This window comes from Natribaculum luteum (assembly GCF_023008545.1).
In the GTDB taxonomy this organism is placed as follows: domain Archaea; phylum Halobacteriota; class Halobacteria; order Halobacteriales; family Natrialbaceae; genus Natribaculum; species Natribaculum luteum.
Map to the genome: position 1 here is coordinate 909,947 of NZ_CP095397.1, position 12,466 is coordinate 922,412.

General features: G+C 50.9%; 13 protein-coding genes. 2 read left to right on the forward strand and 11 right to left on the reverse strand.

What is annotated here, in order from left to right; genetic code table 11:
• Window positions 1-8 precede the first annotated feature (8 nt).
• The 6 genes from xerA to MU558_RS04715 all read right to left on the reverse strand — a co-directional run bounded on the left by xerA (window position 9) and on the right by MU558_RS04715 (window position 5,551).
• Window positions 9-944, reverse strand: a complete 936-nt coding sequence (xerA, locus tag MU558_RS04690) for a site-specific tyrosine recombinase/integron integrase (protein WP_246972347.1) — start codon at window positions 942-944, stop codon at window positions 9-11.
• Between the two features lies 1 nt (window position 945).
• Window positions 946-1,455, reverse strand: coding sequence for a hypothetical protein (locus MU558_RS04695; RefSeq protein ID WP_246972349.1), 510 nt, complete (start codon window positions 1,453-1,455; stop codon window positions 946-948).
• Window positions 1,456-1,563: 108 nt separating this feature from the next.
• Window positions 1,564-1,734, reverse strand: coding sequence for a hypothetical protein (locus MU558_RS04700; protein WP_246972351.1), 171 nt, complete (start codon window positions 1,732-1,734; stop codon window positions 1,564-1,566).
• Window positions 1,735-1,826: 92 nt separating this feature from the next.
• Entirely contained in the window at window positions 1,827-3,668 is a 1,842-nt protein-coding gene (locus MU558_RS04705; RefSeq protein WP_246972353.1) for a DUF262 domain-containing protein, read from the reverse strand.
• Window positions 3,669-3,727: 59 nt separating this feature from the next.
• Window positions 3,728-4,438: a GIY-YIG domain-containing protein gene (locus MU558_RS04710; RefSeq protein WP_246972356.1), complete on the reverse strand. Its 711-nt coding sequence runs from the start codon at window positions 4,436-4,438 to the stop codon at window positions 3,728-3,730.
• 6 nt (window positions 4,439-4,444) lie between these two features.
• Entirely contained in the window at window positions 4,445-5,551 is a 1,107-nt protein-coding gene (locus tag MU558_RS04715; protein WP_246972360.1) for a hypothetical protein, read from the reverse strand.
• Window positions 5,552-5,636: 85 nt separating this feature from the next.
• Between MU558_RS04715 and MU558_RS04720 the strand changes: the two genes are divergently transcribed.
• Complete coding sequence (locus MU558_RS04720; protein ID WP_246972363.1) at window positions 5,637-6,359, forward strand: hypothetical protein; 723 nt, start codon at window positions 5,637-5,639, stop codon at window positions 6,357-6,359.
• Here MU558_RS04720 and MU558_RS04725 read toward each other — a convergent pair.
• From MU558_RS04725 to MU558_RS04740, 4 genes are all read right to left on the reverse strand, one after another.
• The gene (locus tag MU558_RS04725; RefSeq protein WP_246972365.1) at window positions 6,356-7,111 is read right to left on the reverse strand and encodes a DUF429 domain-containing protein; all 756 of its coding nucleotides are present in this window, start codon (window positions 7,109-7,111) and stop codon (window positions 6,356-6,358) included. The two genes, MU558_RS04720 and MU558_RS04725, sit on opposite strands and share 4 nt — an antisense overlap.
• A 71-nt stretch (window positions 7,112-7,182) precedes the next feature.
• Window positions 7,183-8,442, reverse strand: a complete 1,260-nt coding sequence (locus tag MU558_RS04730) for a hypothetical protein (protein ID WP_246972367.1) — start codon at window positions 8,440-8,442, stop codon at window positions 7,183-7,185.
• Window positions 8,443-8,517: 75 nt separating this feature from the next.
• A complete protein-coding gene (locus MU558_RS04735) occupies window positions 8,518-9,396 on the reverse strand; it encodes an ADDT family thymidine hypermodification transferase (protein WP_246972369.1) in 879 nt (292 codons plus the stop codon).
• A 6-nt stretch (window positions 9,397-9,402) separates the two neighbouring features.
• Window positions 9,403-9,783, reverse strand: coding sequence for a hypothetical protein (locus tag MU558_RS04740; RefSeq protein WP_246972372.1), 381 nt, complete (start codon window positions 9,781-9,783; stop codon window positions 9,403-9,405).
• A gap of 368 nt (window positions 9,784-10,151) precedes the next feature.
• Between MU558_RS04740 and MU558_RS04745 the strand changes: the two genes are divergently transcribed.
• On the forward strand, window positions 10,152-10,946 hold the full coding sequence (locus MU558_RS04745) for a hypothetical protein (protein WP_246972374.1): 795 nt from the start codon (window positions 10,152-10,154) through the stop codon (window positions 10,944-10,946).
• Window positions 10,947-10,986: 40 nt separating this feature from the next.
• Here MU558_RS04745 and tnpC read toward each other — a convergent pair whose 3' ends face one another.
• Complete coding sequence (tnpC, locus tag MU558_RS04750) at window positions 10,987-12,444, reverse strand: IS66 family transposase (protein ID WP_246966203.1); 1,458 nt, start codon at window positions 12,442-12,444, stop codon at window positions 10,987-10,989.
• Between the last annotated feature and the right edge of the window lie 22 nt (window positions 12,445-12,466).

Genomic DNA, 12,466 nt, shown 5'->3' on the forward strand with positions numbered 1-12,466 from the left:
TCTGCCCTCTACAGTCCGATTTCCTTGATGCAGTTCAGGTACTCTTCTTTCGCTTCATCCCGGTCAACGCGAGTGTAGATATCCATCGTCTCGGTCTTGGCGTCCCCACGGATGTATTTCAGAATGTACGGCTTCATCCCCTGTTTCCGCATCAGGGTCGTGAATACCGTTCGGAAGGTGTGAGGGGTGAATTTCTTCTCGAACCGCCGTTCCTCCTTGGGGGCGACACCGGCGCGGTCGGCAGCTTCCTTTACTTCCCGTCGAATCCGCTCTTTACTGAGGCGTCCTCCTTTGTTGCTCGTGAAGAGGTAGGGCGAATCAGAATCGACATTGATGAACTGGTAGCGATTGATAGCGTAGATTGTCTCATCATCGATGGGGACGACAGTCTGTTTGCCGCCCTTTCGCTCTCGGAGTCGAATGAATCCCTTCTCGAGGTCGACGTCGTCCTTTTCGATGGAGAGGACTTCTAGTAGTCGAGCGCCGGTTTTGGCGAGGATGATGGCGACGGTCTTGTCTCTCGGGTCGGGGATAGCGTTGATGAGTTTGCAGGCGTTCTCCCACGTCGCGCAATCGGGACGGTCTGGACGAATTCGGGGAATTTCCTCCATTACGACCGCGGCAGGATTGCTGGTGATATCCTCGAATTGGGGGCGTTTCAGGGTGTAGTTGTAGAAGCTGGAAAGGACTTCGAGATACTTCTTTTTCGAGTTTTGGGAGACATCCCGTTTCGTGAGCGCCATTAGGTAGTCTTCGACGTGGCGAATCTCGACCTCGCCGGGTTCGAGGTCGGGGAACTGGTCGTGGAAGAACTCACGGAGGACGCGACTGTACGAATTGAGTGTTCGAGTGCTGCGGCCGGAGGCCTCCTTGCGGCTAAGGAAGTAGTTGACCTCGTCGTGCTTGTTCTCGTAGATTTTCGAGGAGCCAGGTTCGGCTGGCATCTTAGTTCCCCTCCTTGAGCCGCCAGCCGTGCCCACGCTGATATTCAACCTGTCCGTTTTCGGCTAAGGAGTACAGTCGATTCTCGATTTGTCGTTGGAGGTGTTGAGCGACATCGTCGCTAGCGGAGATTCGTTCGAGGAGTTCGTCTAGTGATTGATACCGCTCGTTCAGAACACGAGTGACGAGGTCATCGATACTGAGGTGGGTTCGACCACCGCCACTTTGTCGAGCCTCTTCGAGTTGGGCTTGGAGGTCGTCGATTTTGTTCTGGAGCTGCTTGACTGTCTGGTCCTGTGTTTGGATGAAGGGTGCGCCGCTGTCTCGGTACATCCGGGCTTCTTGAATCAGGTCGTAGAGGTAACGGCTAAGGCTGGACCCTTCGTGTTCAGCTTCTTCCCACCATTCCTCTTTGTGCTGTTTGGCGGGGAAGAGCTCTGCTCGGGTCGTGTTCTCGTGAAGCGTTTGAAAGTCCCGTTCGTCGCTAGGGCTGTCCATAGACGTCTCTGTCATGCTATAATCTCCAAATGGTAATTGGGCTGTTAGGTTAAAGATATTACCGGTAGAAACGCGGTCTATGTCCCTATTTTAGAGGAAAACGATGGTTCGGACTGCTTCGTCTCAACCGTTGTTATGGCGTTGCCAGCGAGCTTCTTGAACGAGTTCAACTAGATAGCGACTCAGGCTGATTCCCTGTTCGTCGGCTTCTTGCTGCCATTGGCCTTTGTGCTGGCGGTGACAGTAGATATCGACGCTGGTCATTCCTTCGCCTAATCCCTTGTTGTCGTCCATCGGTCGACGGGGCGCTAATGGTGCATCAGTCATCGAGAATCGCCATTTGGTCGGATGGTTGTCAGGATATTAATGATACTGCTCGGTTGAGATTACGCGTCTTGAGTCTCCTCGGGGCCAAATTTATTCAACAGGTCTTCAATGATGAGTTCTTCGCGCTTCTCGATGAATTCGGGGAAGTCCTCTAAGCGGTGGAGGTCCTCGTCCTGGGGGATGTGATGCTTCTCGAAGTAAGAGTCATCCTGGGATTCCAGCCAGTCAAGGAAGGAATGGCCACTCTTTGAGCGGTTTTCGTTCTCGTTGAGAAGCTGGAGGTTGCCGATTCGGTCTTTGAGTTCCACATATCGGTCTGCCTCAACAGGGTCTAGTCCGTAGTCTTGAACCAGCGTTTCCGTATCGAACTGGTCCTGTGGGAAGATGTGGTCGACATCATGGCGTGTGTTACTCCGGGCTGGTCCGGGATGGTAAAGCAGCGAGAGGAACGAGAAGGTCTTTCGACTCCCGTATTCGAGGCTGTCGAGTTGCAGTTCCAGTAGGTCGCGGTCGAATCTGGAGACACGCCCATCGCTTCGTAGTTCACGGTGAATCTCGTCGCCGGGGAACGTCATAGCAGGCGCAGTCTGCATTAGTGACCGCGCTCGTTCGATGGCTCCTCGACCGACAGAGAACGTGCCGTTGAGAATTGACGTACAGAGCCATTGGTGAATCTCTTCTCTAGCCGAAATCTCCTCGTGACCGCTACTCCATTCGAGGTTCGGATTGTCGTTGATATAGAAGAAATATGCAACCGGAACGAGGGCATTCCGACTCGTGAGACTGCGAGAGTCAAGACCGAAGTCAACAATGAGGTCAACGGCGTTTCGTACTGCCTGCTGCATTTTTCCGTTGTCTGTCCAAGTCTGCTTCATCCTCTGGAGGTTCGACTGGTTGAAGTGACGGACTGATTCAGAGGTCGGCAGGTCGGAGCACATCAGGAGATTGCGAAGCGCGAAGTCGATATCGAAGCTAAACCCAGCGTCCTGGCGTCGACGATTCAGGTCGTCGATGAACTCTGTAATCTCCTCTCGGGCATTGATGGCGTCCGCACCGTCTCCATTCGCCCACTGAGCAGTTGCGATGGAGAGCAGGACTTCGGAGGTACTGAGTTGGGTTCCGCCGCGATTTGTCCGGATGAACATATCCAGAACCTTCCCCAAGTCGTCCTCTTCTTTCTCGTCGTAGTTGATGAGACTGCGTTCGTGAACAGCGCGATAGAGGGCAGTGAGATTCTTGTTGATGAACTTCCACTGCGAGGGATGGTCGATATCCTGCTCAGAGAGTTCGGCATCAATCTCTTCGGTGATATCGTGAATGCCATCGTATTCGTTGAGTTCGAGGATGTCCTTAGCCCGATACCAATATTCGTTCTCGGACATCTCGGGGTCAGTTTTGAACTCGAACTCATACCGCATCTTGAGGTCGTCGTCGCTAACCTCGTTGGGGTCAGAGAGAACGTTGAGATAGAGTTGCTTTCGGTCCCATGCGTTCGGATTGGTCCGATGGCGGTGTTTTTGCTTGGTCGTCAGCGTTCCCTGTAATCCAATGTAGAGCGCGGTGAGTCGCTGTTGGCCGTCGAGGACTAACTGAACCCCGTTGGGGACGTCCTCGTAGTCTTCGACCTCAGGGTTACGGTGGTGGACGTTTCCTAAGCTCTCCGGGTGGACGGGGTCAGTGACGTAGTGCTGAACGAACTTGTATTTGATTTGCTCTTGAGCGAGGTCGCCCCGAACCCGCCAAAAGAGGAGGGAACCGATTGGATAGTCTCGGAGGATGGAGTCGAAGAGTTGGATGATTTGTTCTTCGGTCCAGACGAATTCCCGTTGGATAGCAGGGACGAAGGTCGCCGTATTGAGTTCCTGAATGGCATTGGCGATGGTTTTAGATTGAAAACTCATTGACCCGATACTGGCGTGACCCAGCACTAAAATACTCCCGTTGGTGACTGTTGATTACGCTATACCGATTCCGTGTTCTCGATAGCCGCACTCACATCATCAAGGAATGCAGGGTCGTAGTCCTCATCGACGTGATTCACGTTCCACAGTCCCGATTTGCGGATTTTCTCGCTCCGACTGTGTTTGCCGAGCCAGTCGTCTGAGCGAGCATCAACGGCGTCTCGCTGGTAGTTACTGAGGAGTGCAATCGTATTTTGCTCGATGTAGGCCCGCTGGCTATCGGCGCTCGGTTCATCGTCGACATTCAGCCAGAGGAACGGCAGGTCCCGAAGATAGTCGCTCACTCGCTGCTCCATCTCGAGTTCGCTGAGTCGCCGTTCCCGTTTCGCGCTCGAACCCTCGCCCCAGTGGGGATACTCGGTGTGCAAGGAGTCACGCTCTACGAAGGCCTCACCAACTCGCTTTCTGAATACCGAGCCTCGATGGTTCCCACCTCCTTCGTAGGTTCCGCGCATCGCTCCCCGGTGCGTCCGAAGTCGGTTCCAAAGTGACGTACTGCTTCCTTCGGAGACGGCATGAGTCCCGATGCGAGTAATTCGAAGTTGGTCGCCAGACTCTCGGTATTCGTCCGGTGCGAAGAAGATGTAGACGCCCCGGTCGGGCCAGTCCATGTAGCCAGTGCAATCCTTGAGCTTCTGTTTGCCTCCGACTGTTTCCTCTAGCTCTTCGAGAAGCCAATACAGACGCTCGATATCCTCTTCTCTCGTCATATCTGTTCAGTTCTCTTCGTTCGGCAATTGAAATGGTTCTGTGTTGTCGATGTACATTGCTTCTGAATCTCGAGGAGCCTTCGCACCAACGACGAGGCAGCCGAAGCAGTACGAGACAGTAAGCGTCTCTCCGTGTATTCCTTCTTCAAAGAATCCTCCTTGTTGGGCTGCAATTTGCTCAGCAAACTGCCCCTCGGTCATTTCCTGCATATCTGGTTCGTACGTGAACCGGTTCTGACCGAGAGCTACCGTCGGCTGATTACATTTTGGACAATCCCAACTCTTCCCTTCGGAGTACGACTCCTCGACTGAGTCTATAACCCTCCCTTGTATATCAGAGAACGAATCGTCACTTCGGATTGATTCGGTATCTGAATCGAATAGCACTGAATCGGTGTGTAATTTCGCGTGGTCCCCCATCACCGAGTGAATCGCAGTAAGATAGCGTCGGTTCATCTTTAGACTATACTCATCGAGGTCCCCGGCGAGACGAGTAAAATCTGGGAGACTCGGTACGCCTTTGCAATAGTGGCTATAGACCGCGTTGAGGAGATGATAATAGAGGGCTTCTTTGGCTGATTTGATATCATTCACCCGGTCGTACCATTGGGAGAACGCGGGAGCGTCGACATTCTCGTAGTCCTGCTCGGCAGAGACAATGACAGGAACATCGATTTCGGACTTTTGCTCGTTCCTGTCGGTGGCTGCAAACACGAGGTCGATGCTCGCGGGGTCACTCCATCCAGATTTCCCGTCCGTTGAGTGGCCGTGCTTGAGGAAATCGCTAACGTCTTTCTCAACTTCGAGTACTTTCTGCTCGCTGTCGTGAACTACTTCGTAGTCTCCACGCTTTCCGGATACTTTCTTATCGAGATTGGCGTGAATGTTGATGCCAATTTCACCACCGAATTCCTCGAGGTAGTACTTTACCCAGTACTCTCGGCTAACTGATTGAGGATGCTGGTCGTAGTCATTAGAGTCGGAGTCAACCGAGTTCCGGAGTCTGGTGAGAATTTCATCGCCCTTCTCGTCGCTTAGATTGTACCTGTAGACGCTTGCATAGCCACCTCCAGGCCATGCTTTTCTGATTTTCTTGTTGCGTGTCAGGTCCATAGAGGTTCCTTTGGTGATGAACAACTTAACTTGATAGCACGGTCATCTCGTAGGATATACGATTCATCGGGAGACATCGGGAACTATGGAACCGGACGTACTGGTCGTCTCACCTTGTTCTGGCAGCAAGCGATACGACGCAGTAGCTGACTGTAGACGAGTCGACGAGAAGTCAAGGAAGGCATTGAATGAGGAGTTCCCCGAGTCTGTCGCTTCGGCGGCTGAGATGTATACGGGAAGAGAACACGGCCATATCCAGTCTGCCTTAGAACGGCTTTCGGAGGTCGCCAACGTCGATTGGCGTATCATCTCCGCCGGATTTGGGGTGCTTGCCTCGAGTACAGAGATTCCCTCCTATGAGTGCACGTTTAACGAAATCGAGCAGGTTCGAGAACGAGCAGAAAGATTTGGGCTAGACGCAGAGGAGCTGACCAACAACGGGTTGGTAGCTGCCGTCAGTCGAGAGAAGAATATCCCTCAAGACCTCCGGCAAATCTTTGCCGAAGGCTATGACTTGGTCTTCGTCGCATTGGGAACCAAGTATCTGATTGCTGCTCAGGAAGCGTTGACGTCATTGCCGGAAGAGACGGCTGCATTTGCATTCGCGTCTAAGGGGAGCAGAGAGTACATCGGGGACTGCTATTGGATTCCTGCAACCGAGTCTGAGCGGAGCCAACTTGGGACAACGTGGCTTGAACTTCGAGGGAGAGAATTACTCACTTTGGCCCAGAGTATCGTGAATCAGCAGGACCTCGAACGAATACAAGAGAATCCCGAAAGGGCACGAGAACTGAGTATTCCAAGCTAATCGATATTGGGCCAGAATATAATCTCCATCTCTCTTCCCCGAACGTCATCGTATTCTGGGCTGGATTCTTTCGGAAGCCGTGGTGGATTCTCCCCGCATTCTCTGGCGGTGAGTGCTGCGACCATCGCATCTAAAATATCGTCTCGTCCACTCTTCCCGATTACCGGAGCCCACTCAGGCTCTGTGAATGTCTCCACAGCTTCCTCATAGAGACCACGGGCATCAGTAAGATGGTTCGAGAGTAAGCCGAGTCGCTCTTCGATTCCTTCCTCTGTCTTCTTCCCGTGCGTCATGGGTTCTCCATCGTTGAGAGCCCAAAAACAAATCTCGGGGTGTGTTTCCCTGATATCGGTATCCCCTATTTTTCCCGCGAACATCTCAAAGAACTCGTCGACTTCTTGGATTCGAGGAACGATAGCCCACGCCTGGTTTTGTACGCTGAAATCTAGGGCTTTCTGGGCCTGTTTTGCCTCTTTGATGTTCTGAGCTTCGACACCTTCGCGTATGGGTGTGTAGAAGACGCTATTCCCTCTTTTTGAGCCGAGAGCTTGTTTTGCTTCGATGTCGCACGCTCTTTTTCCATTTGAACTCAGCCCAATTGGGATATCGATGAGTAGCCTATCCGCATCACGCTGATGGTGCCAAAGGTTGTATATCGAGGGATAGAAGTCCATATTAGCGTCGTCTCTATCAGTTAGACAGAAAGCAAACCAACCATTAGAAGCCCAGTCAACACCGATGTATTTGCTCATTGGTAATTTAGTCTAATATTAGACTTATCAACCCTATGCTACGGCCGGTAACTTGTTTTGAATATCTAATATTAAACTAGTTCCATCGGTTCAATATCCTTGACATAGTCTGGACAGTTACCTCCACCGAAGAGTTGGTTCCGAATCGCTCTTTGTAGCAGAACTAGGGTTGCTCGGTAATCGTCCCAGAGGTCACTTGAGCTGACATCTGGAGCGCCATGAGCTAAATAATTCCGAGATTTATAATAAAAATACTCCGGGACAGTATTTCCCATCTTAGGGTCATAGGTGCCAGAGATTGAAACTAAATCAGTCACATCTACTTGGAGGTCGTTGACAAGTTTCTCTATTTTTGCCTTTGTTCCGCCTGAAGGTGTGTTCCCTCCTGCATTTCTAAGAGCGAACAGCTCAATGGCATTTGCCAAGGTCATAAACTCACCCTCTACCGTACGGGTTGAATTAATTGTATCAACATAGTATCCGATAATCTGTTTTAATCGCAAGTCATTTCGCACGGAGGCAGTGTACGAGTCGTAGACTTCTTCTAAGTAATCCGTCTGGAAGATTGGGTGGACTAAACGATGACTAGTAAAACTACCGCCAATATCGCAGGCTCCTCGTGAATTGAATACACGAATGAAGTCAAGTGATTCTTCGTGGGTCTCAATAGATTCTCCATCTACCTGTACCAATTCTGCCTTTATTGGCGCTCCTTTGACACCTTGGACAAATGAGAGTAGCTCAAGTATCTTAAGCAGCTTTCGTTTTGCCGTTCGTAATTGACGTTCAATGTCTCCGTTGACCTCTTGCTCAATTTGAATTTTCGCCGTAAGAACCGGTGTTTTGTGGGTTTTGATGAATTTAATTCTTTCATCCGTCGTAGCAAGGTTTATTGCAGTAGCTTCCCAGTCCACTCTCTTAATTAACGTCCTTGCATCTGTCTGAGAGGTCCCGATGTCTGGATTGAAACAAAGAAGGTCGAATTCAAATGTCGTCGACTCATCTACAAATGTGTAACCATCACATCCGTCAATTGTCGCTTCTGATGGGCCCTCTAACTCAACTATCTCGTACTCAGAAGGCTTCCCTGTAACATGCTGTGCACTAATCTTCTTAGCAAATACATTCTTTAAAATGATTTCACTCCCGTCGTCAGTCTGCCCCTTGACTTGGTGATAGGCCTCATTAGGATGCTGCTGATACTCAAAGCTTGAATCTACCCTCAATTCAAGTAGCCCTGCTTCCGTGATAGAAAACTGCACGGGTCGAGATACCCCTTCGATTTCTAACTCAAGGTTGATATTCCAGTACTCATCAGATGGGTCAATCATAATGATACACCCTCAGAACTTGGTCAAAGCTATTTCCGTATCTACATTCTGCATCAAAGCAGATTCGCAGAATTCTTAGCAGTCGTCGCTACGGTTTGGAAGGCAGTCTGTATCGACTGTAGATGTCTCCTTCACTAATTCTTCAACCTCATCCAAGTCCTTGTAGAAGACACAAAGTGCAGACTCCATATCGAACATTGCACTTGGCATATCTTTCCCGAGAATGTTGTACGCATAATCTTCGAGAATATCGGTATACTGGGTCGCCTCTTCTGACTCAATCCCGCTCCCAAATATTGCCTCAAATCCCTTTGATGGATTGCTCCCAGTATCGAAGTACTCTGGCCGAATCTCCTTTGGAGCAATCCACTCGTCCCCATGGACGAATACGACCACTTCTAGCCAGTCAAACGCTGATAGAGGTCCGAAGTACGAAATGGACTTCAAAGAGTTCCATGCAGTTTTGAACGTCTTGTGAGCAGCTTCTGAATCATCGACTCCATTATCAAGGAGGCTGTTTTTTCGATACCGAAGAGTCTCAAAGAACTCGTCAAACGATTCTACTTGTTCTCCTGCAACCGATAGAGAATTTAATGATTGGAATGATTCAGCGACGTAGGAAGCATTCACTTTTCTGTGCGAGTGTCTGGTATTGTAGGCTGAGAAATCATCTAGGTCACCGCGTTCAGCAGCTGAGACAGCGTCGACAAGACTAGTAATTCCCTGATTGGCCACTATCTCATACGGAGTCACGGTCGTCCATCCTCCTGCAATGTAGGAGAAGGTAGCAAGATACGCAGTTTCTGACCTCGGAGCAAGGTTTTGCTCTGAGAGCCACTCAGATATGTTCGAGAAATGTTCCTTCTCGAACAGGCTTAGGTTTGCTGTATACGCAGCGAACTCTCTACCACGTTGGGCATTAAGTATCTCGTGAGACGGGAACTCGGACGACATTGTTCTCTATAGCATCCCCTGAATTAACCCTGGCTTGAAAATAAAGATGATACCCAAAACGTACACGGACAACGATTTGGCATCCGTGAATGTCCACTCAGCAGCATCATTGACGGCAATCATCCCCAAGATGAGGCCGACACCGAGAATTCTGGTTGACCCGTATTGATTAACGATTGACGACCAGAACTGCTCAATGAAGGGTGTAGTCATCGAGACAGCTACTACAGAAACGAGCAGAATGATGAGGGACTCGTACTTGTTCCGGAACGAACCACCAGATAGGAAGAACCCGTCTCTCGCTTCATAGAGCCATCCTCCGAGTACCATCATCGACAAGCCGGTTAAGATGGTTCCTAAGTTCTGCCCGATGAATCCAAATGGCATATTTGTCCAATAGTGATTGGTCAACCTCCCTTAATAAAGATAATCTGACCGAACTGAAAGTAAAGACGAGATATCTGTCTGGCCTTAGCTCGAATCACCTGATGTCGTAGGTAGCCAGCGGCAAGGCTCCTTCTCTGTAGATTCCCAGAAAAGATTCTAATAGGCTCGTACGATAGTGGTCATCTATAGCAATGTTCTCCATTCGTTCGTCTCCCGTGCCTCGTGATGCCCTTTCTCGATGGCTAGAATTCGAAGACGCAAGTTCGTTTTCGCCTATCTTGGGAAATTGGACGCGCGTATATCAATCAGGCGACAAGAGCTTTGAGACAGATTACGGCAGACTCCGGCAAGCATACAATGTCCAGCCTGTGCTAGTTGACTTAGACGATATTGATGAATTCCTTGATGGGGACCCCAAATCGCAAGCCCCTCGCCTGATATTCTCAGGAGGAACTCCTGCTTGGAGTTCTGAAGAGGGGGACCACTGGGACGACGAATCTACGAAGTCCGTCAACGGAGTAGAAGCACGCCGTTTTCTCACGAAACTCCGGTATGATGCGCCTCGAGTCGAGCACGGAATTCTGAGCTTCCACACACTCGTAGAAGATGGTCTGAGGAATTTTCGCTCCCATGAAACTGACGACCATGTCATCCGGTTTGATGAGGATGCTTGGGAGGAACGGGCGGAACAATCTGGATTCATTACAGACAATCTACTGTCAATGGATATCCAGACCGGATATCTATTAGACTATCTTGATGCTCGAAATGCAGCGCTCGTTCTAGCATATTTTCAATCACGGAGTCTCCGCGAATCAACTATAGAAGTCGACATCGACGATGACGGTTGGACCGAGTTAGAAGTAGATGGATTTCCAGCAAAGAAGCTCTCACGGTATGTTGATGGGCTAGATGAGCGATATCCACATATAGAATTACATTGTTTCTATGCGATTTTGCCTTCTTCAGCAAACCGGAGTGCAGAGGAAGAGGCTAGCCAGAATCGACAAATTCCCTTTAGAACAATTCGTGGGGATTCCTACTCACCGGATGATGTGGAAAACCAGCGCGGGTTTGAGGATGCTGGATTAAAACGTCCAGCACATGGGGCACAGAGCTTAGAAGAGGCAATGAGCTTCTATGACTGGGTCTTCTTCGAGTAGTTGGATAGCGTGACCAGGATTCACCGATCAGTGATACCTCTCATCCTGAACTGAGTTCTTTCCCACCGAGGATGGACTGGAGCTGTTCAGGCGGATCTAGTCCTCGCCGTTTCCACGTGGCTAACATGGTCGTGATCGTCTCGTGAATCTGGACCCCTTCGGCTGAGCGGAGGGTCCGGAACATCTTCCGCAGCACAACTTGCTCGCGCAGAGCGCGCTCTGCGCGATTATTCGTCGAATCGACGTCTGGCTCTGTGACGAACGTCAGCCAGTGGCCTAACCCGTTCCTGATCTTCTCGATCAGCTTCTGGACCTCCTGTGCCTCATAGTCTTCCCTGATCAGGCCTTCCAGATGTAACGACGCCTCCGCCCGCTTCTGCTCGCGGGCGGAGGCGGATGGATCCTCCTTGTCGAACGCCGTTAAATCGTCATGGAGAGCGTGTAACTCCGCAGATAACTTCTCTGCTTCCTCGTACCGTTCAGCAACGTACTCCGCCTCCCGCAACAGATGTGCCCAGCACCGCTGGAGCTTCGTGTGATAGCTCGGATACGCTGACCAACCGTCACAGCTGAGCGTCGAGTCCTCGGCGAATTCCTCGCCGAGGACGTCCTCTAACACCTGGCTTCCACGACTCTCATCAACCCAGAACAGCACCTCTTCGTCAGTAACGAACGTCCACGCCCAGTGTTGCTCTCCGTCAACAGGAAATCCCGTTTCATCGCAGTAGACGACGTCACTTTCCTGAATACGGGCTTTGACATCGTCATACGCGGGTCGCAGCCGGTCTGCGACCCGCTTGGTCAGGTTGTAGATCGTCCGATGAGAGATGGGAATATCGAGTTCCCAATCAAACAGCTCCGCCTGTTTACGGTTCGGAAGTCGCTGATGGAACCTACCGAGGGCGGTTTGGGCCATGATATTCGGCCCAAACCGCCCGGTTTCCGGGCAGTCAGGATGTTCAGCAACGACCTCGTTTCCACAGGAACAGCGGTGTTTGCCGAGTTTGTACTCGATGACAGTGGTTGGAATGGGAAGAGGAATGTCGATAACAGTTCGTGAGACGTAGCTGTCCGGGTTAGAGAGGCTTTGCTCACAATCTGGACAATATCCCTGATCGACTCGAATAGTCTCCTCTGGTTCAGGTGGCGGTCGAGTTGTTCCTTCGTGACCTTCGCTACGTCCTGGGGATGAGTCGCTGGCGGCGTCAGCGTCGCCGCCAGCGTCGTCTTCCTGGTTTTCGTCCTTTTCCTCGTCGCTGTCGTCGTTGCCAGGTGATCCAGCCGCACCACCCTGCTTACTGGGTGGTGTGTTTGGGTTTTCGTACCTCTTGAGGCGAGTCTCAAGTTGTTCGATCTGTTGTTGCTGTGCAGCGAGTTGGCGACGGAGAAGACGGTTCTCAAGCTTCTGGACTACGAGTTGCTGGCGGAGATGCGTACTGTTCTCGGTGCGGATCGCGGAATCTATCGATTCCGGCGATCCGCCAATCCCCAGCGACACACTTGGTTCACCATTGAGAGAC

Bases quoted from the DNA above. Each gene is read 5' to 3' on its own strand.
- xerA (WP_246972347.1), bottom strand. From the start codon at position 944: ATGCCAGCCGAACCTGGCTCCTCGAAAATCTACGAGAACAAGCACGAC.
- MU558_RS04695 (WP_246972349.1), bottom strand. From the start codon at position 1,455: ATGACAGAGACGTCTATGGACAGCCCTAGCGACGAACGGGACTTTCAA.
- MU558_RS04700 (WP_246972351.1), bottom strand. From the start codon at position 1,734: ATGGACGACAACAAGGGATTAGGCGAAGGAATGACCAGCGTCGATATC.
- MU558_RS04705 (WP_246972353.1), bottom strand. From the start codon at position 3,668: ATGAGTTTTCAATCTAAAACCATCGCCAATGCCATTCAGGAACTCAAT.
- MU558_RS04710 (WP_246972356.1), bottom strand. From the start codon at position 4,438: ATGACGAGAGAAGAGGATATCGAGCGTCTGTATTGGCTTCTCGAAGAG.
- MU558_RS04715 (WP_246972360.1), bottom strand. From the start codon at position 5,551: ATGGACCTGACACGCAACAAGAAAATCAGAAAAGCATGGCCTGGAGGT.
- MU558_RS04720 (WP_246972363.1), top strand. From the start codon at position 5,637: ATGGAACCGGACGTACTGGTCGTCTCACCTTGTTCTGGCAGCAAGCGA.
- MU558_RS04725 (WP_246972365.1), bottom strand. From the start codon at position 7,111: ATGAGCAAATACATCGGTGTTGACTGGGCTTCTAATGGTTGGTTTGCT.
- MU558_RS04730 (WP_246972367.1), bottom strand. From the start codon at position 8,442: ATGATTGACCCATCTGATGAGTACTGGAATATCAACCTTGAGTTAGAA.
- MU558_RS04735 (WP_246972369.1), bottom strand. From the start codon at position 9,396: ATGTCGTCCGAGTTCCCGTCTCACGAGATACTTAATGCCCAACGTGGT.
- MU558_RS04740 (WP_246972372.1), bottom strand. From the start codon at position 9,783: ATGCCATTTGGATTCATCGGGCAGAACTTAGGAACCATCTTAACCGGC.